This is a genomic window from Aquirufa antheringensis, assembly GCF_004307425.1.
In the GTDB taxonomy this organism is placed as follows: domain Bacteria; phylum Bacteroidota; class Bacteroidia; order Cytophagales; family Spirosomataceae; genus Aquirufa; species Aquirufa antheringensis.
This window is the reverse complement of record NZ_SEWZ01000001.1, coordinates 130,670-157,657: the sequence shown is the minus strand read 5'-3', so window position 1 is coordinate 157,657 and position 26,988 is coordinate 130,670. Positions and strand designations below refer to the sequence as shown.

25 protein-coding genes are annotated in these 26,988 nt (G+C 45.0%); 7 read left to right on the top strand and 18 right to left on the bottom strand.

The window, feature by feature from the left end; genetic code table 11:
* Positions 1–38: 38 nt before the first annotated feature.
* On the top strand, positions 39–2,138 hold the full coding sequence (gene recG, locus EWU21_RS00770; RefSeq protein ID WP_130894884.1) for an ATP-dependent DNA helicase RecG: 2,100 nt from the start codon (positions 39–41) through the stop codon (positions 2,136–2,138).
* On the opposite strand, the gene EWU21_RS00765 is transcribed toward recG, so the two are convergent.
* Positions 2,135–2,698, bottom strand: coding sequence for a YqgE/AlgH family protein (locus EWU21_RS00765; RefSeq protein ID WP_130894883.1), 564 nt, complete (start codon positions 2,696–2,698; stop codon positions 2,135–2,137). The two genes, recG and EWU21_RS00765, sit on opposite strands and share 4 nt — an antisense overlap.
* A gap of 30 nt (positions 2,699–2,728) precedes the next feature.
* Between EWU21_RS00765 and folK the strand changes: the two genes are divergently transcribed.
* Positions 2,729–3,214 carry a 2-amino-4-hydroxy-6-hydroxymethyldihydropteridine diphosphokinase gene (folK, locus tag EWU21_RS00760; RefSeq protein WP_130894882.1) on the top strand — a complete coding sequence of 162 codons (486 nt, stop codon included), beginning with the start codon at positions 2,729–2,731 and terminating at the stop codon, positions 3,212–3,214.
* Here the strand turns inward: folK and bshA are convergent.
* A complete protein-coding gene (bshA, locus tag EWU21_RS00755; RefSeq protein WP_130894881.1) occupies positions 3,198–4,349 on the bottom strand; it encodes an N-acetyl-alpha-D-glucosaminyl L-malate synthase BshA in 1,152 nt (383 codons plus the stop codon). The two genes, folK and bshA, sit on opposite strands and share 17 nt — an antisense overlap.
* Positions 4,350–4,401: 52 nt before the next feature.
* On the opposite strand from bshA, the gene purN reads away from it, so the two are divergent.
* Complete coding sequence (gene purN / locus EWU21_RS00750) at positions 4,402–4,974, top strand: phosphoribosylglycinamide formyltransferase (protein WP_130894880.1); 573 nt, start codon at positions 4,402–4,404, stop codon at positions 4,972–4,974.
* On the opposite strand, the gene EWU21_RS00745 is transcribed toward purN, so the two are convergent.
* From EWU21_RS00745 to carB, 7 genes are all read right to left on the bottom strand, one after another.
* Positions 4,957–6,381 (bottom strand): TolC family protein, encoded by a 1,425-nt coding sequence (locus tag EWU21_RS00745; protein ID WP_161566454.1) that lies wholly within the window; start codon positions 6,379–6,381, stop codon positions 4,957–4,959. The two genes, purN and EWU21_RS00745, sit on opposite strands and share 18 nt — an antisense overlap.
* Positions 6,371–9,490, bottom strand: coding sequence for an efflux RND transporter permease subunit (locus EWU21_RS00740; protein WP_130894878.1), 3,120 nt, complete (start codon positions 9,488–9,490; stop codon positions 6,371–6,373). The genes EWU21_RS00745 and EWU21_RS00740 overlap by 11 nt, the downstream gene beginning before the upstream one ends.
* A 1-nt stretch (position 9,491) precedes the next feature.
* Entirely contained in the window at positions 9,492–10,595 is a 1,104-nt protein-coding gene (locus EWU21_RS00735) for an efflux RND transporter periplasmic adaptor subunit (RefSeq protein ID WP_130894877.1), read from the bottom strand.
* A 6-nt stretch (positions 10,596–10,601) separates the two neighbouring features.
* On the bottom strand, positions 10,602–10,856 hold the full coding sequence (locus tag EWU21_RS00730) for a hypothetical protein (protein WP_130894876.1): 255 nt from the start codon (positions 10,854–10,856) through the stop codon (positions 10,602–10,604).
* 72 nt (positions 10,857–10,928) lie between these two features.
* Entirely contained in the window at positions 10,929–11,225 is a 297-nt protein-coding gene (locus EWU21_RS00725; protein ID WP_130894875.1) for a hypothetical protein, read from the bottom strand.
* A gap of 3 nt (positions 11,226–11,228) precedes the next feature.
* On the bottom strand, positions 11,229–11,480 hold the full coding sequence (locus tag EWU21_RS00720) for a hypothetical protein (RefSeq protein WP_130894874.1): 252 nt from the start codon (positions 11,478–11,480) through the stop codon (positions 11,229–11,231).
* A 1-nt stretch (position 11,481) separates the two neighbouring features.
* Positions 11,482–14,316, bottom strand: a complete 2,835-nt coding sequence (gene carB, locus EWU21_RS00715; protein WP_130894873.1) for a carbamoyl-phosphate synthase large subunit — start codon at positions 14,314–14,316, stop codon at positions 11,482–11,484.
* A 174-nt stretch (positions 14,317–14,490) separates the two neighbouring features.
* Between carB and EWU21_RS00710 the strand changes: the two genes are divergently transcribed.
* On the top strand, positions 14,491–14,979 hold the full coding sequence (locus tag EWU21_RS00710; protein WP_130894872.1) for a dihydrofolate reductase: 489 nt from the start codon (positions 14,491–14,493) through the stop codon (positions 14,977–14,979).
* Positions 14,976–15,395: a molybdenum cofactor biosynthesis protein MoaE gene (locus tag EWU21_RS00705; protein WP_201738080.1), complete on the top strand. Its 420-nt coding sequence runs from the start codon at positions 14,976–14,978 to the stop codon at positions 15,393–15,395. Before EWU21_RS00710 ends, EWU21_RS00705 begins: the two co-directional genes overlap by 4 nt.
* On the opposite strand, the gene EWU21_RS00700 is transcribed toward EWU21_RS00705, so the two are convergent.
* On the bottom strand, positions 15,378–16,418 hold the full coding sequence (locus EWU21_RS00700; protein WP_130894871.1) for a long-chain-fatty-acid--protein ligase: 1,041 nt from the start codon (positions 16,416–16,418) through the stop codon (positions 15,378–15,380). The genes EWU21_RS00705 and EWU21_RS00700 overlap by 18 nt on opposite strands.
* A gap of 71 nt (positions 16,419–16,489) precedes the next feature.
* Between EWU21_RS00700 and EWU21_RS00695 the strand changes: the two genes are divergently transcribed.
* Complete coding sequence (locus EWU21_RS00695) at positions 16,490–17,035, top strand: hypothetical protein (RefSeq protein WP_130894870.1); 546 nt, start codon at positions 16,490–16,492, stop codon at positions 17,033–17,035.
* On the opposite strand, the gene EWU21_RS00690 is transcribed toward EWU21_RS00695, so the two are convergent.
* On the bottom strand, positions 17,032–18,291 hold the full coding sequence (locus tag EWU21_RS00690) for a hypothetical protein (protein ID WP_161566453.1): 1,260 nt from the start codon (positions 18,289–18,291) through the stop codon (positions 17,032–17,034). The genes EWU21_RS00695 and EWU21_RS00690 overlap by 4 nt on opposite strands.
* Before the next feature lie 227 nt (positions 18,292–18,518).
* On the opposite strand from EWU21_RS00690, the gene EWU21_RS00685 reads away from it, so the two are divergent.
* Positions 18,519–19,178 (top strand): phosphatidylserine decarboxylase family protein, encoded by a 660-nt coding sequence (locus EWU21_RS00685; RefSeq protein WP_130894868.1) that lies wholly within the window; start codon positions 18,519–18,521, stop codon positions 19,176–19,178.
* On the opposite strand, the gene EWU21_RS00680 is transcribed toward EWU21_RS00685, so the two are convergent.
* The 7 genes from EWU21_RS00680 to uvrA form a co-directional block, all read right to left on the bottom strand.
* Positions 19,175–19,666, bottom strand: coding sequence for a GAF domain-containing protein (locus EWU21_RS00680; RefSeq protein WP_130894867.1), 492 nt, complete (start codon positions 19,664–19,666; stop codon positions 19,175–19,177). The genes EWU21_RS00685 and EWU21_RS00680 overlap by 4 nt on opposite strands.
* Position 19,667: 1 nt before the next feature.
* Entirely contained in the window at positions 19,668–20,141 is a 474-nt protein-coding gene (locus EWU21_RS00675; protein WP_130894866.1) for a hypothetical protein, read from the bottom strand.
* A 3-nt stretch (positions 20,142–20,144) separates the two neighbouring features.
* Entirely contained in the window at positions 20,145–20,918 is a 774-nt protein-coding gene (locus EWU21_RS00670) for a (Fe-S)-binding protein (RefSeq protein ID WP_130894865.1), read from the bottom strand.
* Positions 20,918–21,787 carry a sterol desaturase family protein gene (locus EWU21_RS00665; RefSeq protein ID WP_130894864.1) on the bottom strand — a complete coding sequence of 290 codons (870 nt, stop codon included), beginning with the start codon at positions 21,785–21,787 and terminating at the stop codon, positions 20,918–20,920. The genes EWU21_RS00670 and EWU21_RS00665 overlap by 1 nt, the downstream gene beginning before the upstream one ends.
* 1 nt (position 21,788) lies before the next feature.
* Positions 21,789–22,778: an alpha/beta hydrolase gene (locus EWU21_RS00660; RefSeq protein WP_130894863.1), complete on the bottom strand. Its 990-nt coding sequence runs from the start codon at positions 22,776–22,778 to the stop codon at positions 21,789–21,791.
* A 3-nt stretch (positions 22,779–22,781) separates the two neighbouring features.
* Positions 22,782–24,050, bottom strand: coding sequence for a (Fe-S)-binding protein (locus tag EWU21_RS00655; RefSeq protein WP_317127209.1), 1,269 nt, complete (start codon positions 24,048–24,050; stop codon positions 22,782–22,784).
* A gap of 80 nt (positions 24,051–24,130) precedes the next feature.
* Positions 24,131–26,965, bottom strand: coding sequence for an excinuclease ABC subunit UvrA (gene uvrA, locus EWU21_RS00650; protein ID WP_130894861.1), 2,835 nt, complete (start codon positions 26,963–26,965; stop codon positions 24,131–24,133).
* Positions 26,966–26,988: the final 23 nt, after the last annotated feature.

Below are 26,988 nucleotides of genomic sequence, written 5' to 3'. Positions count from 1 at the left end.
TTCTGTAAATATACCTAAATTCACAAAATTTTTCGTGCATGTCACTCGTACCTTTTTTCGATACTGATTTAGCCAAACTTCGTGGGATGACCCCTGCGAAGCTTACGTTGCTACAGACCGAACTAGGGATGTTTACCTACGGTGACTTGATTCAATATTTTCCGTTCCGCTACGAGGACCGTACGGTGGTTCATCCCATCGCCTCCATCACGGACGAAATGGATCATGCACAGTTCGTAGGAAGAATCCGCTTCAAAGAAAAAATAGGGGCTGGACACCGGCAGCGCATCGTGGCACAGGTCTGTGATGCAACCGGCTGCATTGAAATCGTTTGGTTTCAAGGAGTGAAATGGCTCGAAAAGTCTTTGAATACCGGCGTAGACTACCTGTTTTATGGCAAGCCCACCAGCTTCAATGGCACGATTCAGATGACCCACCCAGAGATGGAGGTCTACAAAGGGGAGCAAGCATCGGGCAAGTATTTTCAACCCGTTTATCCTTTGACAGAGAAGCTTCGGAAGAAATACATCGATAGCAAGGCGATCGCCACCTTACAAAAAAACCTATTAGAAATTGCGTTTCCTTACATCAGAGAGACTTTGCCGGGGGATGTTACCGCTCAGTTTAAGTTGATTTCCAAGCAGGAGGCTTTATACCATATTCATTTACCCCAAAGCGAAACGTGGCTTCACCAGGCCCGTCGCCGATTGAAATTTGAGGAATTATTTTACAATCAATTGCGCTTGATCAAGCAGAATTTGATTCGAAAAGTAGCCTTCCCGGGGCAGGTGTTTTCTTCAGCCGCCTTATTAACGACGTTCTACCAAGAGCATATGCCTTTCGAATTAACCAATGCCCAGAAGCAGGTGATTCGGGAGATATTTGCCGATATGCGGTCAGGCAAGCAAATGAATCGCTTGTTGCAAGGAGATGTGGGATCAGGTAAGACGATTGTGGCCTTTATTTCGATGCTTTTAGCGATTGATAATGGGGCTCAGGCGTGTTTGATGGCGCCTACAGAGATTTTGGCAGATCAGCATTACCAAGGTTTAAAACAATTTGCGGATTTATTAGGCATCACGATCGCGAAGCTGACCGGGTCTGTTAAGAAGAAAGACCGCGTGGGCTTACATGAGGATTTGCAGTCCGGGAAATTACAGATTTTAGTGGGAACACATGCTTTATTCGAGGATTCTGTTCAATTCAAGAACCTAGGGATGTGCATCATCGATGAGCAACACCGGTTTGGGGTGGCACAACGGGCTAAGCTTTGGGACAAAAACAAAACGTTCCATCCCCACATTTTAGTCATGACGGCGACGCCGATTCCAAGGACTTTAGCGATGACGCTCTATGGAGATTTAGATATTTCGATAATTAACGAATTACCCGTGGGCCGCAAGCCCATCCAGACTACCCATCGCTACGACACCCATCGCCTGCAAGTCTTTGCCTTCATCCAAAGCGAGCTCAGCAAAGGCCGCCAAATTTATATTGTCTATCCTTTAATCGAAGAATCCGAGAAAATGGACTTCAAAGACTTGATGGATGGCTACGAAAGTATTTCGCGGGCGTTCCCAGAGGTACCTTTGGGAATCTTACACGGCAAAATGAAACCTGCAGACAAAGACATCGAGATGGCTCGTTTCGTGAAAAACGAGACAAAAATCATGGTAGCCACCACCGTGATCGAGGTAGGCGTAAACGTGCCTAATGCCTCCATTATGGTGATCGAAAGCGCAGAACGATTCGGTTTATCGCAATTACACCAATTACGCGGTCGCGTAGGCCGAGGAGCAGAACAGAGTTATTGTATTTTGATGACCGGATTCAAAATAAGCGCAGACACCAAAAAACGGATCGAAACGATGGTGAAAACCAATAATGGATTCGAAATCGCCGAAGTGGATTTGCAATTGCGTGGACCGGGTGATATTTCCGGCACTCGCCAAAGTGGCGCCATCGACCTCATGATCGCTGACCTCGCTAAAGACGGTGAAATATTAAAAGTAGCCCGAGAAACGGCTCAAAAAATCTTAGAAGAAGATCCGAACCTCGAAAAATCCGAATATGCGATGATTCGCGAACAAGTCAGAACCCAGCGCAAAGACACGACCAACTGGGCCCGCATCTCTTAATTCAAATTAGGGTCGTCTGGATAAGTGGAAAGGACTCTGAAATCCCCTCCTTTGGCATGTAAAATCTTCCTCCACAAACGCTCGTGAGGCTCGTCAAATACTAATTTATCATTCCCCGGATGTAGAATCCAAGCATTCGAACGCACCTCGCGCTCCAGCTGCCCAGCTCCCCAACCCGAATACCCAATAAAGAATTTGATTTCATCGAATCCGATCTCGCCAGCCACCACCTTGTCAATAGCGACTTCGAAACTCCCTGACCAATATATCCCGGGGCCGATCAACACGCCATCCGGAATTAAATCAGGCCTGCGATGCACAAACTGCATAATCGTGGGATCCACCGGGCCGCCAGAAAACAGGGGCACGTCCTCTAAGACTTTTTCGTCGACAAAGGAATCAAAGACAATTTCTTGTTTGTTATTCAACACTAAGCCAAATGAATGCGCCGTTGTATGCTCGCAAAGTAAGATCACCGAGCGATGAAAAGACGGATCCTCTAGAAAAGGTTCCGCCAGCAAAAGCATCCCTGGCTGTAAATCATCTGCGGTATAACTCATTGCATCGCGCTTTTTTCGTAATTTTAAGGAATGACTCAACACCTGTTCCTCTCTTTAGGCGGCAATCTAGGAAATACCCGGGAAATATTCGAGGGGGCCTACCCGCATATTGAAAAAAAAATAGGAAAAATTGCGGTTTACTCGTCGATATACCAAACAGAAGCCTGGGGCCCCATCCCACAAGAAGACTTCTTAAACCAAGTAGTACTCGTGACTACCACACTGAAACCAGAGGCCTGTTTAACGGAACTACTCGAAATTGAACGGCAATTTGGAAGGGAACGCAAAGAACGCTGGGGGCCGCGAACACTAGACCTAGACATACTGTTTTACGGTGATGTAATTATCGCAGCACCTGATTTAAGTATCCCACATCCACGCATCGCGGAACGCAAATTTATCTTGACGCCATTAGCAGAGATAGCGCCCTTATTTGAAGATCCGACATCACGTAAATCAATGACGGCTCTATTAGCGGCTTGCGCTGACGAAAGCCAGGTTAATCGTTCTGTTTAGGGAATTTCCAGCTTTTGGAGGTAATCCGCTCGTAATACTTTTCGTACAAAGGCAGAATTTTAACGATGTCAAATTCCTGTGCCCGAGCTAGCGCATTCGCCTTCATCTGGTCGTGCAAAATAGGATCAGATAACATCTTAATGGCATTCGCCGCCATGTCTTTCACATCGCCTATTTCGCTCACATAACCCGTCACGCCGTGAATATTTACTTCTGGAATTCCCCCGGCATTGGATGAAATCACCGGCACTTCGCAAGCCATTGCCTCTAAAGCAGCTAAACCAAAACTCTCTTTTTCAGAGGTTAATAAAAACAAATCCGCTAAAGACAATGCCTCCTCAATCCCATCCATCTTTCCTAAGAAACGGACATCGCATTGTACTTCTAACTCGCGGCACAATGCTTCGATACCGGAACGTTCAGGACCATCACCTATCAACACTAATTTAGCTGGAATCTTCTTGCGCACTAAGGCAAAAACGCGTACTATATCTTCAATTCGCTTAACTTTTCGAAAATTAGAGGTGTGCATTAATAGCTTCTCGCCATTAGGACAAAGGGACTTTTTGAAGTGCTCGTGCGGGCGTTTTTGGAAACGATTTAAATCAATGAAGTTAGGAATTACCTCGATATGACTCAAGATCTCGAACTCCTCATAGGTATCATTTTTCAAACTCTCAGACACCGCCGTTACGCCATCCGATTCATTGATGGAAAAGGTAACTACTGGCTCGAAAGACGGATCGCGACCCACAAGCGTGATATCGGTTCCGTGAAGCGTGGTAATAACTGGTACGTGAATACCTTTGTATTTTAGAATTTGCTTCGCTAAATAGGCTGCAGAAGCGTGTGGAATCGCATAATGTACGTGGATTAAATCCAACTTCTCATTTACTGTCACATCCACCATTTTACTGGCTAAGGCAGACTCATATGGAAGGTATTCGAATAAGGGATAGGACGCGACAGAAACCTCGTGATAGAAGATATTTTCCGAGAAAATATCTAAACGAGGGGGTTGCGTGTACGTGATAAAGTGCACCTGGTGACCCGCTAAGGCCAAAGCTTTACCTAATTCGGTCGCCACCACACCACTTCCGCCATACGTCGGATAACAAACGATCCCTATTTTCATGCCTTAAATTTAACTGAAAGAATGTAAATTTGTCCTAAACAATCGATAACCTTTGAAAAATCTCGTCTTATTTGCGTCTGGTTCGGGTTCTAATGCCGAAAAAATCATCGAACATTTCAAAGGATCCGATCAGGTTCGCATCACTCATATTTACTGCAATAACCCGTCAGCGGGGATTATTCAGCGAGCTGAGCGATTAGGCATACCGTGTCGCGTGTTTGACAGAGAATCCTACAAGAACGGAACGGTGTTAAAAGAAGTTCAATCGCTCAGGACAGATTGGATTATTTTGGCGGGTTTTTTATGGTTAATCCCGGCTGATTTTGTGAAAGCTTTCCCTCAACGTATTGTGAATATTCACCCAGCTTTACTGCCTAAATTTGGCGGAAAAGGCATGTATGGCCATTTTGTACACGAAGCGGTGGTGGCTGCTGGCGAAAAAGAATCAGGGATTACGATTCATTACGTGAATGAGCATTATGATGAGGGAGCAACTATCTTCCAGAGTTCATTCCCGGTTTTACCGAGTGATACTCCAGAAGATGTCGCTAAAAAAGGCCAGGTATTAGAGCACCGGGATTTCCCTAAGGTGATCGAATCGCTTGTTTTACCAGCCACCTCCTAACACGCGGTATAAATTAATCGCGCGCATCCATTGATTTCTCGAAATTTCTAAGAGCTCTAACTCGGATCGCAAGGCGTTTTGTTGTGCTGTTAGCACTTCTAAATAGCTTGCATTCGCGGTCAAAAAGAGCGTTCCCACCGTATTGATAGCCCCTTTCGTTAAGAGCACCTCTCGTTGTTTTAGCTGCTGTTGTTTTTGTAAATAGGCCAAAGATTTTACCTGCGTATCCCACTCTAAATAGCCTTTCACCAGCGCATTTTGATACGCAATATCTTGCCATTTCCATTGGGATTCAGATCGCAACATCTCCGCCGTAATCGCCGAACGATTTAACCAAGGCATCGTAATTCCTCCTAACAACTGATACGCCATAGAGGCCGGCAATTGAAACAGATAGGCAGGCTGAAATCCCTGAACGCCTAGAATCCCTGACAGAACAATGGACGGTTTTAGTGCCAAAGAGGCACTTTCTTTCGTCTCCAACGCAGCCATCAGATTTAACTTTGCTTGTTTAATGTCTGGTCTGCGCTCTAATTGATCAATCTTCACTCGCGCAAACAAGCTACTGTCCAATGCACATTGAAAAGGGAATTTCGACCGAAATATGGGCGCGTTCGGTTTATTTAATAACAAGCGAATCTCATTCTCTAAACTCGTCATTTGCTGCAAAACACCTCCTTCTTGTGCACGGGAATTTAACAACTGAGCCTCTAATTGTTGCACCGCGGACTCATTCACCGCGCCGGCTTCTTTCTGTACTTGGACAAGTTCGAAGGCTTTGCGTTGAATTTCAATATTGGTTTTCAAAATATCGAGTTCCTTATCAAGCGCAATTAACTGCCCATAAGCGCCCGCCACTTCTGCGACCAGCGACGTTATGAGCCATTGCTGACCAGACTCGGTAGCTAAATACCGGAGGGCGCTGGCCTTTTTTCGTTTGGCTAACTTACCCCAAATATCTAATTCCCATGCCGTCTGCACCCCTATTTGCAGGTCTGGCAAATGCTCCGGAATAATCTGATCCCGGGTAATATTCGTAGAGAATTGCGTATCGTAATTTCCCACTCCATCCATGGTGTATTTTCCAAAACGTCTCAAACTGGGCTGAACTAGCCCGCTGACGGTTGGTTTACGCAGTCCTCTTTGGTAACCAAATTCTGACTTCGCCATGGCTACCTGCAAAAAGCCCTGCTTGATGTCATTACTTCGGACTAAAACCGAATCAATTAGTTGAACTAAGAGCGAGTCTCGCTTCCAACATTCCTGAACACCTGACACGGAGGATTGCTCCTTTTCAGACCGATACGTATCTAATTCAGCGCTTATCTTACGCTGCTCTCTCATCAGCCCATTTGTGCAGGAGGCTAGCGCCAGCCAAAAACCAATGACGAATATGCTATTTTTCATTTTTAGACCATTTAGCCGAGAGTGATGCGAACACCACATATAACCCCGGAATAACCAACAAACCTCCTACTGTTCCTAAAATCATACCCCCAGCAGACGCCGTACCAATCGTCCGGTTTCCAATGGCTCCCGCACCGGAGGCAATCATCAACGGAATTAATCCAGCCACAAAGGCAAAAGAGGTCATCAAAATGGGACGCAAACGAGAGAAAGCACCCTCTTTTGCTGCCTCAATAATGGAAGCCCCTTCCTTTTGTTTCGCAATCGCAAACTCCACAATCAAGATCGCGTTCTTTCCTAATAAACCGATGAGCATGACCAGCGCCACTTGCGCGTAAATGTTATTTTGTAGGCCAAATACATACAAGAACGCATAGGTTCCCATCGCCCCCATGGGAAGGAAAAGCAAAACGGGGAAGGGCAACAGAAAGGATTCGTATTGTGCTGCCAGCAATAAATAGACAAAAAGCAAGCAGATGGCAAAGATGAAAATGGCCTGGTTTCCAGCTAAATCCTCTTCCCGTGTCATCCCAGACCATTCGAGCGTAAAACCTCGAGGCAAACTCTTTAAGGCCTCCGCCCGAATGATGTCTAACACGGCTCCAGAAGAAAATCCAGGGGCAGGTTCGCCATTGACCATCGCTGAAGTAAACATGTTATAGCGCGTAAATTGCTCCGGTCCATACACCCGCTTCATCTTGACGAAAGAGGAATAAGGAACCATTTCTCCAGATTTGTTTTTCGCATAAAACTTCAGCACATCATCTGGATGCGCGCGGTAACGCGGATCCACTTGGACCATCACTTTGTACATTTGGCCAAAGCGAATAAAGTTCGTCGCATAAAAACTACCTAGCAGCGTTTGCAAGTTATCCATGGCAGGGAGGACATTCACCCCTTTTTGGGCAGCAGCCTCTTGATCCACTTCTAACATATACTGCGGAAAACTAGGATCGAAACTGGAGAAGGTATTTTGAATCGCTGGGGTCTCGTTGAGTTTTTTGGCAAAATCATTCGAAACCGTAGCCAACTTTTGAAGATCTCCAGAACCACTTCGATCCTGAATTCTAAATTCAAAACCAGAGGCATTTCCAAAACCAGGAACGGCCGGCGGAGGGAAAAACTGAATACTCGCATCCTTAATTCCACTGGTTTTCGACCGAATAATCTCCGTTAATTCATCAATCGTCTCCTTTCGCTCCTCCCAAGGTTTCAAGGTAATAATACCCGTGCCATAGGAGGCTCCAGAACCATCCGTCAATAAACTAAACCCTGCTAAGGTGGAAAAGGACTCAATGGCATCCACCCCTTTAATGGATTTAAATACCTGATCCATCACCCCTTCCGTCCGCTCTAAAGTAGCCCCTGCTGGAGTTGTTGCATTCACATAAAGCGTTCCTTGGTCTTCTGAAGGAATAAATCCACTAGGTACAATCCCAGACAAAATCACCGTTCCTACAACAGAACCGAGTAAAATCAGCCACATCAGCAATCGCTTGCTGATCAAAGCCCCTACCCATACGAGGTATTTTTGAGCGATTTGATCGTAACGCTGATTAAAGGCATGGAAGAATTTTCCAAGCACGTTATTTTGATTGTGCTCTGGCTTTTTCAACAATAACACACAAAGTGCGGGAGTCAAAGTCAAGGCCGTTAAGCCCGATAAGGCAATCGATATCGCCATCGTGACTGAAAACTGCCGGAAGAAAACACCAATCGGACCAGAAAGAAAGGCCACCGGCACAAACACCGCACCCATCACGAGCGTTATCGCTAAAATTGCGCCTGAAATCTCCTGCATTGCCTCTTGCGTGGCGGCGAGAACGGGCATGTCTTTTTCCTCCATTTTGGCATGGACCGCTTCCACCACGACAATGGCATTATCCACCACAATACCGATGGCTAAAACTAAAGAGAACAGGGTCAACAAGTTAATGGAGAACCCGAAAGCTAACATGAACGTGAACGTTCCTACTAAAGAAACAGGCACTGCAATAATCGGGACTAAAGTCGCCCGCCAATCTTGCAAGAAAATAAACACGACGAGAGCGACTAATAAAAAGGCCTCAAGCAAGGTCTTGATCACCTCGTGAATCGAAGCATCCAAGAAACGAGATACGTCATAGGAGATTGTAAAGCCCATTCCTGGGGGGAAGGTCGTCGTCTTCAATTCGGCTAAGCGATTCTTCACATTCTCGATTACTTCTGCTGCATTCGAACCGGGACGTTGCTTCAATAAGATCGCCGCAGAAGGTCGACCATTTTCTTTCGAAAGTACATCGTAATCCAAGGATCCAAACTCGACTTCTGCCACATCTTTCAAGCGCAAAATCTGTCCCGTCTCCGTCGCTTTAATCACTAAATTCTCATATTCTGCTACCTGCGTAAACTTCCCCGTGTAACGCATGACATACTGCAATGCCTGCGGGTGCTTTCCGGAACTCTCTCCTATTTTTCCCGGGGCCGCTTCCACGTTTTGATTACGCAAAGCCTGAATCACATCTTCAGCTGATAATTTATAGGCGAACAAGCGATCTGGATGTAACCAAATACGCATGGCGTACTCTCTTTGGCCCATAATATCTGCGAAACCTACCCCATCAATTCGTTTTAACTCGGGAAGCACATTGATATCCGCGAAATTGTAAATAAACTTCTCGTCGATATCCGAATCCTCGCTCAACAAATTCACATACAGCAACATACTATTTACCTCTTTCTCCGTAATTACCCCCGCTTTAATGACCTCTTCGGGTAATTCATCTAATACGGTCTGAACCCGCGTTTGAACGTTTACCGCTGCCACATCGGGATCAGTTCCTACTTCGAAATAGACCTGAATAATACTGGTTCCATCGTTACCTGAAACGGACGTCATGTAGGTCATACCGGCTACACCGTTGATGGCGCGCTCGAGGGGCGTCACCACGGCCTTTGCACATACTTCCGCATTAGCACCGGTGTACTTTGTCGTTACGGTTACCGCCGGAGGAACAATATCTGGGAACTGAGTAATGGGCAATTGCTTCATGGCAATAACCCCTAAAATCACGATAAAAATCGATACGACGATCGACAATACCGGTCTAGTGATGAATTGTTGTACCATGTTACAGTGCTTTATAATCCGTTAATAATTGGCGCATTGGCTTGAAAGTTGACTTGATTTTTTGCCCCTGCTTCACCAATTGAATTCCCTCAATCAATACCGTATCCTTTGCTGAAAATCCCGTTTTAACTAAGTAGAAATGCGGAATGCGTAAGTCTGGAACGATACTTTTCATCTTGACTATTCCTGCTGCATCTTTCACGAAAACATAACTCTTCTCCTGAATTTCGAAAACTGATTTTTGGGGAATGGCCCAATAGCCAGCGACCTTCTTAGGTAATTGCACTTTTCCTGAAGCCCCATGGCGTAGGAGTTTAGTCGGATTAGTAAAACGGGCACGAAATGCGATATTTCCCGTATTCTTATCGAATTCTCCTTCGATTGTTTCCACTATGCCCTTTTGCGGATAGTGCTCACCATTCGCTAATACCAGGTCCACGCTCGCCGCTTTATTTACCCCGCCTTGCTCACTAAACGCCAAGTATTCCTGTTCCGAAACATTGAAATAAGCGTATACGTTTTGATTATCGGAAAGCGTCGTTAACAAGGTGCCTTCATCTACTAAGCTACCCCGCTTGAAGGGCAATCGATCCACGATTCCATCAAAAGGCGCTCGAATATTCGAGTGTTCTACTTTTAATTCTGCTGCACTCACATGGGCTAAAGCCTCCTCTCGTTTCGCTTTAAGACCATCCACTTTCGCCAGTGAAATAGCTAATTGGTTTTTCGAGATCACATTTTTATCGACTAGTAAGCGCGTGTTGACTAGTGTCAATTCTTCTGCTTTTAACTCTGCCGAAGCTTGGCTCAAAACCGCTTTCGCCCGAGCTAAGTCAGCCACGTATTCCTGGCTATTAATCGTGAACATGATCTGACCTTTTTTAACCTGCTTCCCCTCATCCACTAATATGCGGTCTAAATACCCCTTGACGCGGGCTCGTATTTCTACGTTTTGGACCGCATGAATGTCCGCCACAAATTCCTGGCGAATCGTGGTATCTAATGAGATGGGAGAAGACACTTCTAACGTTTGTATTTCCACTGTCTCGTCTTTTTTAGCCGTGCAGGCTGCTAAAAGCAATAATCCCAAAAGGTATCTTGTCATAACTACTTAGTTTGGTCTTCCTCCATGTTGCTTGTAGGAAGACGGTTTCGTTTTAAAGGTATCCACCCAATCAATATTAGGCGTATTTACTTGGTACTTAGGGGTTTGATTACGAGGTTTCTGTTCTTTTACTTCCACCTTTTTCTCCATCTGTACATTATCTTTCAATGTCCTGTTTATCTGATTTTTATAGTGCTTACCCTGAGCCATTCCTATAAAAACGACACAGACGAACATAGACGCTAAGGCGTATATTTTCATATCGATTTTTGTATGCGGCAAAGCATACGTTACAAGAAGATTTTATGATTTTGTTTCAATAAGGCACGCGTATTACGCGATGCGGGGAGGGGGAATCACTTGCTCTAAAAGCACTTGTAAGGCGGACTGACTATACTGATCACTAATTGATTTATCAGTATAACTATCGTTTTGATTTAGGTCTAGTTTTGGACCAAAATCTTCACTCGCAAAAAAATCATCCGATCCATCTTCTTCCAAAGAATCTTCGAATGACATCTCTAGAGAGAGGCTACTCTTTTCGACCCATGTATCTAGCGCTAACGAAAGTCCATCCTTCGTTAAAAGACAACATACTAACAAGAAATAAACAAGTATTCCTCTGATCATTACTTACTCTTTAATTTCTTCGTAGGGAACATAATCGCCCCCCACATCATCCGTTTTAGCTTTCGTTTTAGGTGGTACATAATCCACATCAATTGTGCCCTCTTTGCGAGATTTCGAAGCAGCTTGCTTCGAACGAATATCTTGCTCAGACATCTTTTTATGCACCTGCGTAATGACATAACCCTTCATCAAAAAACGAAGTAAGGGAATCACCACATAGTATAAAACTAAACCGAGCGCAATAAGTTTTAACATCTTATCTACTTAGATATAAATTTCGTTCACCATACACTTTACGGAAGAAATCATCCTTCAAATCATCAATGAAATAGATCGCTTCACCCGTCGACTTCATTTCGGGTCCTAATTCCATATTTACGTTCGGAAATTTACTGAAAGAAAAGACAGGAATCTTGATTGCGTATCCTTTCTTGACCGGTTTGAAATTGAAATCTTTCACCTTCTTGTCACCTAACATTACCTTCGTCGCGTAATTCACATAAGGCTCTTGGTAAGCTTTGCAAATGAATGGAACGGTACGAGAAGCACGTGGGTTCGCTTCAATAATGTATACCACTTCGTCTTTCACGGCGAACTGGATGTTTAATAGACCTTTGGTCTTCAAAGCCACCGCAATTTTACGCGTGTGATCTTCGATTTGCTTCATTACATTTTCCGATAAATCGAATGGAGGCAAGACCGAGTGAGAGTCACCTGAGTGAATACCCGCTGGCTCAATGTGCTCCATCATTCCGATGATGTACACGTCTTCGCCATCGCAGATCGCATCTGCCTCCGCCTCGATCGCGTTCTCTAAGAAGTGATCTAATAAAATTTTATTTCCTGGGATATCGCGCAAGATATCCACTACGTGTTGCTCTAATTCTTGCTCGTTGATCACGATTTTCATCGACTGACCACCTAATACATACGATGGACGAACTAATAAGGGGTAACCTAATTCGCGACCTAAAACCACTGCATTATCCGCATCTTCACATACTCCGAATTTAGGGTATGGAATATCCAAGTCTTTCAACAGACTCGAGAACGCACCGCGATCTTCCGCTAAATCCAAGGCCTCGAACGACGTTCCTAGGATTTTGATACCATATTTAGAAAGCTTTTCGGCTAATTTCAAGGCTGTTTGGCCTCCTAATTGAACGATAACGCCTTCTGGCTTTTCGTGTTGAATGATATCGTATACGTGTTCCCAGAATACCGGTTCGAAGTATAATTTATCTGCTATGTCAAAGTCTGTCGAAACTGTTTCTGGATTCGAGTTGATCATAATCGTCTCGTAACCCGCTTCTTTTGCGGCTAATACGCCGTGCACACACGAGTAGTCAAACTCAATCCCTTGACCGATACGGTTAGGACCTGAACCTAAAACGACTACTTTTTTCTTTGTCGATGAAACTGATTCGTTATCTAACACCGCCGATGCTCCTTCTTGACCGAATGTCGAGTAGTAATAGGGAGTCTTCGCTTCAAATTCTGCCGCACAGGTATCTACACATTTGTAAATACGCTTGATGCCTACTGCATTACGCTTGTCGTATACCTCTGATTCTAGGCAACGCAAGGTGTGGGCGATTTGGCGATCTGCGAAACCTTTGTGCTTCGCTTCTTCTAATAAAATCGTCGGGATAGTGTGAATCGAGTATTTCTCCATCTCTTTTTCCACGCGCACTAGATCCTCGATTTGGTTCAAGAACCATTTGTTGATCTTCGTTAATTGCTGAATCGTTTTGAACGAAATGCCCATTTTGAAGGCATCATAAATATGGAATAAACGGTTCCAAGATGGATTCGCCAAAGAGTACAAAATCGCATCTTGATCGCGTAATTCTTTTCCATCTGCACCCATTCCATTACGCTTAATCTCAAGAGATTGACACGCTTTTTGTAGGGCTTCTTGGAAATTACGACCGATACCCATCGTTTCTCCTACGGATTTCATTTGCAATCCAAGGGTACGATCTGCCCCTTTGAATTTGTCAAAATTCCAACGCGGCACTTTCACAATCACGTAGTCTAAAGCCGGCTCGAAATAAGCAGACGTCGTCCCCGTAATCGCATTCGTTAATTCATCTAAATTATAACCGATCGCCATTTTCGCAGCGATCTTCGCAATCGGATATCCGGTTGCTTTAGAGGCCAAAGCCGAAGAGCGAGACACCCGTGGGTTAATCTCGATCGCGATAATTTCATCTGTTTCCGGATTCAACGAGAACTGTACGTTACAACCACCCGCAAACTGACCGATGGCGTTCATCATGTTGATGGCCATGTCACGCATGCGTTGGTAGATCGTATCTGGAAGCGTCATTGCTGGCGCTACCGTGATCGAATCGCCCGTGTGAATACCCATTGGATCGAAGTTTTCGATCGAACAGATGATGATCACGTTGCCTAAATTATCGCGTAAAAGTTCTAATTCGTATTCTTGCCAACCCATGATGGATTGCTCCACTAACACCTCATGTGTAGGGGATGCATGCAAACCTTTGTTCAAGGCAGCATCAAAATCTTTAGGATCATGCACGAAACCTCCACCCGTTCCACCTAAGGTAAACGAAGGGCGAATCACTAACGGGAATCCCGTTTCTTGTGCAATCTCTTTTCCTTCCAGAAAGGAACGAGCCGTACGTCCTTTACAAACGCCCACCCCGATTTCTAACATCTTCAAACGAAATTTCTCGCGATCTTCCGTCGTTTCGATGGCTTTGATATCGACCCCGATGATGCGCACACCGTATTTGGCCCAAATCCCCGCCGCATCACAGTCGATCGCTAAGTTCAAGGCTGTTTGACCTCCCATCGTAGGCAAAACGGCATCCACTTTATGATTCTCTAAGATGTGAATGATCGACGCTTTCTCTAAAGGCTTCAAATACACGTGATCCGCGTTCATTGGATCCGTCATAATGGTCGCCGGATTCGAGTTAATCAAGATCACCTCGATGCCTTCTTCCCTCAGGGAACGAGCGGCTTGGGAACCAGAGTAATCAAATTCACAAGCTTGACCGATCACAATAGGACCAGAACCAATAATTAGGACGGATTTAATCGAGGAATCTTTTGGCACAGGGGTATAAATTAAATTCTGAAAGGATATGTGTTTTTTGGCTTGCTTGGGTAAGCTCCAAAATTGTGCAAAGTTAGCGTTTTAAGGTCGATTTGCAAAATAAAAAATAGACTTTCGTTAAGGTTCGGCAGAACCCAAAATTTCCCTTATTTTTGACAACAAATTGTAGAAATCGTGATAAAAATACTCGTTGCTTTTGATGAAAACCGGGTCATTGGAAAAAACAATGAACTGATTTGGCATTTGCCGGCGGATCTGAAAAGATTCAAGGCCTTAACCACGGGTCATGTGATCATCATGGGGCGCAAAACCTACGATTCCATTGGAAAGCCACTTCCTAATCGTACCACGATTGTTATTTCACGCACGCCTGGCCTACAAATCGAAGGCGTCATCTGCACGACTTCCATCGAAGAGGCCATCTTAAAGGCAAAATCATTAAGCCGCGAAGACATTTTCATCGTGGGTGGTGCTGAAATTTATGCGCTTTCTTTAGCGGTGGCGGATCAAATTTTAGTCACTCAACTACATGACATTTTCGAGGGGGATGCCTTTTTCCCTGAAATTTCCGCAGACCAATGGACGGTGACGGAAAAAGAACGCGGGGTGACCGATGAGAAAAATACCTACCAGTACAGCTATTTGACCTACAGCAGAAAATGATTCACAAAATCGACTTAAGCGCGGAAGCGATTTCGATCGACCCCTACTACCAATTCTTGCAGGATCCGGTGGCAGGTGGCATTTGTCTGTTTATAGGAACCATTAGAAATAAGAACCAAGGAAAAGAGGTCAAAGCTTTGACGATGGAAGCATACCCTCCCATGGCTTTGAAGCAAATCGAATTATTATGCGATCAAGCGGCTGAAAAATGGCCCATCGAGCGCATCGCTTTGGTCCACAGAACGGGTCCTTTAGAAATAGGAGATATTGCCGTGTTGATTGGAGTGACTTCCGTACACCGAGCAGAAGCTTTCAAAGCCTGCGAATGGTTGATTGATACCTTGAAACAAGAAGTGCCAATTTGGAAAAATGAATTCTACGAGGACGGCTCATCGTGGCTAGTTCCCCATCCCTGAGACCATCAGGCTGCAACCGCGCATTTCGGAATTATCGAAACGGCCAAGTACTTTAAATCGGATCCCATCGTCTTCTAAGGAACCTAAATCCTTTGTTTCAATAAAGGAACAGGAATCGATGTTTCCCAAATCCGCGACTTTAATCCCTCCCGTTTTATGCGGCTGAGTCACTAAGGCAAACGGATCGCCCACCTCCCGCAAACAAACGCGCATCGTGTAAGCCGGCGTAAATATTCCCTGAAATTTTGCATATCCCTGCGAAAACAACTCCGTCATCCCATATTCCGAGGCGATAGAATCTAGCCCCATCTTCTCTTGTAAATAAGCATGTACCTTATCGCGAATCCACTCCTCGCGGCGACCTTTCATCCCACCCGTCTCCATCACAATCAAGCGCTCTTTGTGCTCATTTAAGAAAGACAAATCAATACCCGAATCCACTAAATCCAACAAACCAAAGGTCACGCCCATCAGCCAAACTTTCTTATCTGTCGCCAAGGCTTTCCGCAAAGCTTGCACCAGCTCCTGATACTGATTCAAATAAAAGCCAGACAAGTCTGACCCCGACGCTTTGATAAAATGATCCATCATGAAGACCAGCGAAGAAGTCGAGCGCTCTAAGTAGGAAGGTAATAAAGCGAAAATATGGTAATCGCTGAGTGATCCATATTCCCGCTCAAAGGCGATTTTCGAAATTTCTTGGTAGAATCCGGGATCACAAACGGGGTGTTTGGAGGGAATCTGACCAGTCGTTCCGGAACTTTCAAAAGAGAATAAAACGGGCTCAGAACCGGTTAACACTTGGTGATTTTTGAATAATTCAATCGGCAAAAAAGGGATCTGCGTCCAATGCTCCACCTTTTCTGGCGACACACCGGATAGCTGCACATACTGCTGGTAGAGTGGATTATAGGCATACTGAAAACGAAAGACATCTAAAGAAAGCGCGTCAAAATCAGCTACCTGCATGTGCAAGACCCGGCTTTTTAAACTCTCCCTTTCCTGTGCGATCGCTTGATCCATTTGATTTTACCTGATGTAGCGCAAAATTAACGCAAATCATTAACTTTACTGTTGAAAATTTCAATGAATCAATGCGAAAATTAATTGGAGTTGTAGCGATTATCTTATTGAGTCTGGGTGCTTGTGTACAAGAACCTAGCTTTAGCTCTACACCTGCGATTTCATTTAAGTCGATTCAAAAGATCACAAAATCGAGTAATGATGGTTTTGGCGGCACGACGAAAATCGATTCGGTTATTATGAGCATTAACTTCCAAGATGCGGAAGGCGATTTAGGGCTTACGGAAGCTCAATTAAAATCGGACCCTAAGTATAAGGATTTTCGCAATTTCGAGGTGGCTGTCATGTTGCAAAAGAATGGTGTCTTTATTCCCATCACGTTCACCCCAGCTTTAGGCGGTTTGATGAATTTTAACTTCAAACCAAATCAAAAAGCAGGCCCCATCGAAGGTAGCATCGATTATTCTACCCAATTTGTGTACGCCTTCTACAAAGGATACAGCCCGCAATTCACAGCGAAGAACGACACCCTAAAGTTTAAGATTTTCATCCGGGATAATGCGTTTAATCAAAGTAATACGATTGAAACCGATCCCATCGTTATTTTCAAAGACTAAAGCGATTTCAGCTTTTTATAAATTTCTGGTTGCAAACGGTACGTAAACATCCGCTGGTCACGCTCGTCTAATTGTACGTCTAGTATGTCTTGATCCGTAAAAATCAAACCCAGTGTCTTGGTAAAATTCTCGATTAACTTGGCTCTAAACTGCCTTTGAGATTCTGGAGAGCTTTTATGTTTGCCAAAGAAGGCGATAATCTGATGACCATTCACAAAGCCCTGGTCGTAATTCAAAACTAGAAAATCTAAAAATAACCGTTCATTTGCTCCTAACATGAAGCGAATGGATTTCTTCAATTTAGATTGCTGAAGATGACGGAACAATCTGATTCCTAGGATTAGGACAGCCAAAAAGACAAGCGAAATTAACACAACAGAAAACTTCTCATACCAAGGACTTTCGTCCAATGTACCAATATAAGCTGACTCTCGCAGCACTTGACTGATGAGCAAATGAGAATAAGCCAATTCGCGGTTCACTGTTCGTTCGATTTGGCTAGACCAAAGCAGACTATCCCCTTTCACCCGCATGTACGTTTCTACTTCTTCTCCACCATGGGTATTTAGGAAAATACGGTGCGGGTTTGTCCATTGATAAACTTTAAAATCATCTTCCACATCAATGATTAGCATCGTATCGTAAGGGTACTCTTGGTTAGGCTTATCCGGAATTATAAAATAGCGCCCAGTGAAGAGATAATGCTTAATCAATTTCGTATTCAAAAAATCACGCACTTCTTTTAATTTAACTTCCCCGATGCGCGAAAACTTTTGATTAAAGAAATCATATTCATACATCCCATAATCTCGATTGAAAGCCGTTTTCTTCTCCGTATCATTCATTTCCACCGTGCTTAACACATAGAAGCGGTCTTTTTTAGGGGCATAACCTACTATGCCATCGAAAATAGACGCTGGAATATCGCCATCCGCCGCGATGGAGAGCCATTCCTTCCCTATAAAATCATATTTGGTTAAAATATTTGATGAATGCCAAAACCCATAGCCGCCAAAAGAAAACAACTCATCCCCTCGCATGAACACGCTATTTTTGCAATTTGCCCCCCGGTAAAAGGTTTTATCTAAGCGCTTAAGTGACCAATTTGACTTATCTAATAGATAGACCTGTCCCGTACAATGAATGGTCAAATAGAAGGTGGATGTTTTGTTAATTCTGAATTCAACAACCCCTTCAGATGTGGGCATTAAATCTTTAAAATCGACATCCTCCGTATGAAGAGTGTCTAGGCGCATCCAACCTGTTTTAGGGTTAAAACGCGAAATTTCGTGGGAATTTAAATTCAGTCTTAAAAAACTCGAGGAATTCTCCTCCTGCCATTTAATAAACTGTGCGCTCGCTGAAGAGCCTATTAAGAGGAGGAATAGAAGAAACAGACTCGCTTTTTTTAGCATGTTATTGTGGTTGCGTCCCCAAAAATAACTAATTTTGCAAATTAACAAGTTTATTTAGCATTCCACGTATGACATTACATAGAGAAGGACGAACCTTATTATTGACATCATTACTCATCGTATTAGGTATTAATGGCCTGGTTGCGTACTTCTTTCCAGAAAATGTCTATGTAAGAGAGGCCATCGTGGTGATCACCTCCTTATTTTACTTAATCATCCTACAATTTTTCCGTGTTCCTAAGCGCCAGACCGTGCTGGACCCTAAAAATATCATCGCTCCGGCAGATGGAAAGGTAGTAGTGATCGAGGAAACGGTCGAGACAGAATATTTTAAAGGTCCACGCCGCCAGGTTTCGATCTTCATGTCTCCCCTTAATGTACACGTGAATTTCAATCCAATCTCTGGTATCGTTTCTTATTTTAAATACCATCCAGGCAAATTTTTAGTCGCTTGGCACCCTAAATCAAGTACCGAAAACGAGCGCACTACCTACGTAGTAAAGCACGAAAATGGGACAGAGGTCCTTTTTCGTCAAATTGCAGGAGCTCTTGCAAAGCGTATTTGCTGGTATGCGAAAGAAGGGGATGCGGTTGTTCAAGGAACAGAATTTGGCTTTATCAAATTCGGTAGCCGAATCGATATCTATCTGCCTTTAGACGCAGAAATCTGTGTAAACATCGACGACAAACCAGTAGGCGGCGAAACGGTGATTGCGCGATTAGCTTAGACCCAAGAAGTCCAAGACTCCTCGATTAATCGAATTATTTTTTCTAGCCCTTGCTGATCCACCTCAGAAAAATCTGCTAATTGGTCTGAATCCAGATCAAAAACCAGCACGACTTCTCCATTCACGATCGCAGGTAAAACAATCTCTGACTTCGAAGCCGAAGCGCAGGCAATGTGACCTGGGAATGCTTCTACATCCGGCACTAAAACCGTTTCTTTCGTTGTATAAGCATGCCCGCAAACTCCCTTATGGAATGGAATTCGGGTGCAAGCTACAGGACCCTGGAATGGCCCTAAGACTAATTGATTCTCCTTTGTGAGGTAGAAACCTACCCAGAAAAAGCCGAATACCTCGTGCACCGCCGCCGCGATATTCGCTAGGTTCGCGTATTTGTCGGTTTCTCCGGCTAAGAGAGATTGAATTTGGGGATATAAGGACGCGTATTTTTCTGCGCGGGTTCCCTCGATTTTTACTAGATCCTCTGCCATCTTATGCGAAATAACGTTGTAACCAAGTGGTATTTGCGGCTTGTAACCAGCCCGCTCGGTAAGCGCCCAATGATTCCGTTTGCAATGGAATAATTGGAGTAGATGGCGAAAGCAAAGGATTGTTTTTCAAAGCAGCCAGAGGGATCAAGGTAAGTTCTTCTCCCACCACTACCGCCGTACTGCGATCGAAGAAGTCAATTCCTAAGTTTGCACCCATCTCCTTAAACCAGCGCGTGGACGCATCGATCGAACAGCCGGAGGCTGCATTCACGGTTTCGTCCACCGCGATGACGATCACTTGTTGAAAGCGAATCTCAAAAGACGCGTTTAAACCTGCTCCGTGTGCCGCCCATTGGGTTATGGCTGGTGCTAAATAGTCCTGAATGGCTTGCTTTTCGGGTGCCGTAAAAGGTCGGTTCGCTTGATAGACCCAGACGCGGGAATGATCAGGCATTTGTTCGATGGGTAAATACATATATTACATGGATTGCTGCACTAACTCAGCTAAATCTACTACTTGGATGTGCTTTTCTTTGCCTACTTTATTCAGGCCGTCTTGGACCATGACCATGCAGAAGGGGCATGCTAAGGCCACTTTACTGACTCCAGAATCGACCATTTCTTGGACTCTTTTCACCTGCACGTCTTCGCCGCCCGCTTCCGGTTCTTTGAATACTTGTGCGCCGCCTGCTCCACAGCAGAGGCCTTTTGTTCTACAACTTTTTAACTCAATTAGTTCCTTTTTCAATCCGGCAATGATCTCGCGCGGTGCTTCATAGACCCCATTTCCTCTGCCTAAATAGCAAGAATCGTGGTAGGCCACTTGTTCCAGAGAGGAGCCATCAGAGGCTTTAATCTTGCCTGAGGAGATTAATTCTGCCAAAAGCTGGCTATGGTGAATCACCTCATAATTCCCGCCCAACGTAGGGTATTCATTTTTTAAAGTATTAAAACAATGCGGGCAAGCCGTCACTATTTTCTTTACCGCATAGAGGTTTAAAACCTCGATGTTAGACATCGCCTGCATTTGGAATAAAAACTCATTCCCCGCACGGCGTGCTGGATCTCCGGTGCACGATTCTTCCGTGCCTAGGACAGCAAAGCTGATCCCTACCTTTTGCAAAATCTCCGCAAAGGCCCGGGTCACTTTCTTGTGGCGGTCATCAAAAGAACCCGCACATCCTACCCAAAAAAGAAATTCCGGCTGCTCCCCCGCTGCGGCGAATTCAGCCATCGTTTTAATCGTCTCCATTATTTCTTTTGTTGCTCGCGCATTTGCGTCACCGTTAATCGACTTCCATCGTCACTCCAGCCCGGAGGCCCAAAAATATACCCAAATACCGCTTTCATACTTTTTGCGCTAGCCACGTCTTTGGCGATTTGAACCCATTCATAGAAGGCAATTTTAGCCGGATTATAGCTCTCAATCTGCTTCGTTAAGCCATAATGTGGACGTTGATTTTCACTCACGAAGGACCCAAACATCCGATCCCAAATAATCAACACCCCCGCATAATTCGTGTCTAAATAATCCAAATCCGTCCCGTGGTGCACGCGGTGGTGCGAGGGTGTATTCAAAATATATTCAAACCAGCGCGGCATCTTGTTAATCAATTCCGTGTGAATCCAGTATTGGTACAGTAAACTCGTTTGCTGGAAGAACATCACAATAAACGGATGCACCCCAATCAAAGGCAACCAAAGCCAAAAGACAAAACCACCTGATAGATTCCCCGTCCAGGTTTGACGCAAGGCCGCCGCTAAATTATAATGAGGTGACGAATGGTGCACCATGTGGGAAGCCCAGTAAAAACGAATCTCATGTGAGATGCGGTGAACCCAATAATAGGTCAAGTCTTCACCGAAGAAGGCCAATACCCAAATGGGCCAGGTTTGGCCTAAATCAAACAATTTCCAGTTATTGTATACATAAAATGATGCACCGAACGTAATCGCCTTCGTCACAAATCCAATCCCTAAATTCCCTAAACCTAAGCCTATCGACGTCATCGAATCCTTTGCCTCCACGTAATCTCGGTGCATCTTATAGACGATATACGACTCTAAAAGAACCGTGAATAGGAAAAAGGGTACCGCGTATAAAATTAAAGTTGGTCCCATCTTAGTTTAGTTTAACCACATCGCGCAAGAAATCCTCCGACGATGCAATTGGTTTATCCGTTAATTTACCGAGTAGGTTAGACGTAATCACGTGATTGCCCGAATTAGGAAAAGCCTCTTCCCTTTTCAACGCAGCAGGTGTGCCTAAAGCGGCATACATTTCCTTCATCGCATCCACCGAAACCACGTTGTCCTGGTGTTCCTCATCTTTATAATAATAACCCATAAATACGGGGATTTTCACCTTTTCAAAGACTTCTTTTGTCATCGCATGCGTCAATAAGTTCTGCACTGCCACCACGCCCTCTAGTCTATAATGCAAACTCCAATTTTCCGCGTGTCCTGGCGCCATCACTGGAATATCCCGGTAATCACTTCCCGTTATCAGGTGGGCCATTTGCAATCCCCACGGATTATCCAATAAGGTCGCATTGGGATCTTTGATCGCGATGCAAGGTCCGTAGAGCATTAAAGCCTTAATTTCCGGATGGTTAGCCGCTAAAACGAGCGACATCGCTCCCCCAAAAGACGTTCCCAAAACCACTACCTCATCACCCAATTTCTTCGCGATTGCATAGTAGTTTTCGACACTTTGGTAATATTCATCCGCTGTCACGGTAGCATAAGTGGAATCCGAATCTGGCACCCCATGACCCGCCACACGGGCTAGCAATAAGTTCGCGCCAAATTTCTTCGCCACCTCCCGGTGCAAAGGATCACCTTCCATAGGTGAAGCAGAAAATCCGTGCACGTACATAAAGACAATTTTGGTCTTTTTAGGCTGCGCTGAATCTGCCCAAATAACACGCGCCTCATTCCCCGGCTTCAACACCGTCTTCGATTCTTTAGCTGCAATGTAAGCATCGATTTGACTAACAGAATCCGGAATATCCGTCCAACTCGCACTAGGCGTAAGTACAGGCGCCGCTGGTTTAGGCCCTAAAAAATAGACGGCGATCAGTAGAACAATGACTCCAAGTATTTTCTTCATAGCTTATTCTTTTGCCCAATTCAAACGATCGGCAGGGTTAAATTTCCACGGACTTTGGTTCGTCTCCACATTCGCAAACATGGCATTCCATGCCCCCGGTGCATCCGAAAGCTCCATGATCTGGAAGCGACGCATTTCTAAGATAATATTCAAAGGAGAAAGCTCCATCGGGCAGGCCTCTACACAGGCCTGACAAGACGTGCAGGCGCGTAACTCTTCAGCAGAGATTCGATCGAATAATGATTTTCCATCCTCCACAAAAGCCCCTTTATTCGCTTTTAAAATACCACCCACTTCCTCTAATCGATCCCGGGTATCCATCATAATTTTACGTGGTGACAAGGCGCGACCGGTTTGATTCGCCGGACATTGCTCCGTGCAACGACCACATTCCGTACAAGAATATGCATCTAAAGCATTCTTCCAGGTTAAATCCATCACGTCTTTGGCACCAAACTTCGCATTCGTTACCGGCTGCTCCTCCACCGGCTGACCTAACATCAACTTCACCTCGTGTGTTACCGCTGGCATCGCGGACATCTTCGCAGACGATTCTAGACTAGAGAAATAAGCGGACGGGAAGGCAAAAAAGATATGCAAGTGCTTTGAATAAGTCACGTACAAGGCAAAAGCTAAAATTCCGCAGATGTGAAACCACCAGGCGGCGCGCTCAAGCAAAATTAAAGCGGAAGTCGAAAGCTGTAAAAAAATACTGATTAACTGACCAGAAATCACAAAAGAACCTACTGGCTGGTAATGTTCCACCCCTCGCGTTTGCAGCACCGCATCCGCTCCGTTCATCGTCCACAAGGCCAGCATTAGAATAACTTCGATGAGTAAAATTTGATAGGCATCCTTGACAGGAAAGCCAGTTAATTCTTTGTGATTAGCGGCTTGTAAACGACTGGTGCGAAATACCCCACGACGGAGAAAAAAGAACACACAGGCCAAGAAAACGCCCCCAGCTAAAATCTCAAAAAAGTTCATCAATCCGGCATAGAAAGAGCCTAAAAAAGGAGCAAAAAGGCGATGTGTCCCTAAAATACCATCTAAGATAATTTCAAGCACTTCGATATTAATGAGTACAAATCCGATGTAAATCAGGAAGTGAAAAAAGCCGACAACAGGCTTGGAAAACATCTTCTTTTGACCGAAGGCTAATAAAGCCATTCGTTTAAAACGTTCAGACGGATGATCCGATAATTCCACGGGACGAGCTAGGCGAATCGTCTGTATGATAAGCGAAAATCGCTGAAAAATCAGGTAAGACATACCCCCTAGAAGGGCGATAAATAGTATCTGAGGCAAATAGGTCATCGTTGATGTAGAAAGTACACAAATGTAAAAAAAATCTACGATAATTCCTTTTTCAAAAAGCGTCCTGTGTGACTATTTTTCTCTTTCGCAATCTGCTCCGGCGTTCCACTGGCTAGCAATTGGCCTCCGGCATTTCCACCCTCTGGACCCATGTCGATGAGGTAATCAGCCACCTTGATGACGTCCATGTTGTGTTCGATGATTAAGACCGTATTTCCCTTGTCCACAAGTTTCTGCAACACATCTAAAAGAAGACGTACATCCTGAAAATGCAAACCAGTCGTAGGCTCATCTAAGACATAGAGCGTCTTACCTGTATCCTTTTTAGAAAGTTCTTCTGCCAGCTTTACACGTTGCGCCTCGCCGCCTGAAAGGGTGGTTGCGTGTTGCCCTAAGGTGATATAACCTAAACCTACCTCAGCCAAGGTCTGTACCCGACGGAAAATACGCGGTTGATTCTCAAAGAATTCCAAAGCCTGCTCCACCGTCATGTCGAGCACGTCAGAGATCGATTTTCCCTTAAAGCGAACCTCTAAGGTTTCACGGTTAAAACGCTTTCCTTTACACGTCTCGCATTCCACTAATACATCCGGCAAGAACTCCATCTCAATCTTCTTACGACCCGCTCCCTCACAACCTTCACAACGGCCACCTTTTACATTGAAACTGAATCGCCCCGCCTTGTATCCTCGAATCTTCGATTCGGGCAATTCACAATACAGCGTACGAATATCGCTGTACATATTCGTATAAGTAGCTGGATTAGAACGAGGGGTGCGGCCGATGGGACTTTGGTCCACTTCGATTACTTTATCGATATTTTCCAAACCAACAATCGACTTATACGGCATCGCATCTCGCTTCGTACGATCGAAATGCTGCTTTAATTTTAACACCAACGTATCGTGAATCAAAGTCGATTTCCCGGACCCAGAAACCCCCGTCACGACCGTCAAAGTCCCCAACGGAAACTTCACCGACACGTTCTTCAAATTATTCCCAGTCGCCCCTTTCAATTCGATAGTCAAACCATTTCCTTTGCGGCGGACAGCGGGCACCGCAATCTCCAGCGCACCATTCAAATAAGCCGCCGTAGGCGTCTTCAATTTCAAGAACTCAGCTGGTGTACCGGAACCCACCACATTTCCTCCATGGCGACCCGCACCCGGACCGATATCCAAAATATAATCGGACTCCAGCATCATGTCCTTGTCGTGTTCCACGACTAAGACCGAATTACCTAAGTCCCTTAAATCTTTTAACGCATGTATTAATTTCTCATTATCGCGCTGGTGCAAACCGATACTCGGCTCATCCATAATGTACAGGACGCCTACAAGTTGCGTCCCTATCTGCGTCGCTAAACGAATCCGCTGCGCCTCACCACCAGAAAGACTTTTCATTGGTCGATCGAGCGTGAGATAAGTCAAGCCGATTTGGGTTAAAAAGCCCACCCGTTTTCTAATTTCTTTCAAGACTTCTACCCCGATCTGCTGCTGGCGATCGCTCATCCGCGTTTCCACGTCAGCGAACCAAGCCTCGAGTTCGTTGATATCCATTTGGGCTAATTGCCCGATGTGTTTATCAGCGATACGGAAGTGTAAGGATTCTTTCTTCAAGCGATACCCATTACAATCCGGGCATTTTTTGATCATCATAAAATCCTTTAACCAGTCTTGGGTCTTTTCAGAACCTGACTCTTGCTGGCGTTTCAGGAAATTCACGATACCATCGTATTTCGTATTCCATTCTGTTCCTTCGTATTTCTTAGACGGCACCGCAACCGGCGCATCCGAACCATATAGCATTAACTCCACAGCCTCCGCTGGGAATTTTGCGATGGGAGTCGAAAGACCCACTTTGAAGGGCTTTAAGAGCACCTCTAATTGCTTGAATATCCAAAGTTCGCGGTATTCCCCAATCGGCGCGATGGCACCACGGATGATACTCAACGAACGATCTGGGATAACCGAATCTTCGGTAATTTCTTCTACTACGCCCAGGCCATTGCAACAAGGGCAGGCGCCGTAAGGACTGTTGAATGAAAAAGTGTTTGGTGCGGGTTCATCGTAGGACAAACCGGTCACCGGATCCATTAAGGTCTGGGAGAAGTAATGTAATTTATTCTTAGCATCTAGGACGTAAACCTGTCCTTTGCCTTGGTTCATCGCGGTTTGTAGGCTTTGGGATAAACGTAATCGTTCGTCCTCTGCCACCACTAAACGATCCACCACTATTTCAATATCGTGCACTTTAAAACGATCGACCTGCATCTTCGGCTCGATGTCCATGATTTCGCCATCGATACGTACCTTCGTATATCCCCACTTTGCGATTTGCACGAACAATTCGCGGTAATGTCCTTTCCGGCCTTTGACTACGGGCGCGAGTAAAACGACTTTGCCTTTGTTGAATTGGGTTAATAAGGTCTCGATGATTTGGTCCACGGACTGCTTGACCATTTTCTCCCCCGAAAGATAAGAGAACGCCTCTCCTGCGCGGGCGTACAGCAGACGCAAGAAATCATAGATTTCTGTGGTCGTTCCTACCGTAGAGCGCGGGTTTTTAGAGGTCGTCTTTTGTTCGATAGAGATCACCGGCGAAAGGCCTTCGATCTTGTCTACGTCCGGGCGCTCCATGTTTCCTAGGAAAGATCGAGCGTAGGCGGAGAACGATTCCATGTAGCGTCTTTGGCCCTCTGCATAAATCGTATCAAAGGCTAAAGACGATTTTCCCGACCCGGAAATACCCGTCACCACCACGAGCTGATTGCGCGGAATGGAAACGTCAATATTCTTTAAATTATGCTCGCGTGCACCCAGCACTTGAATGTGGGAAAATCCAGTAGAATCAGACGCTTTAGAAGCCATAGGTAGGGAATAGATCGATCCAC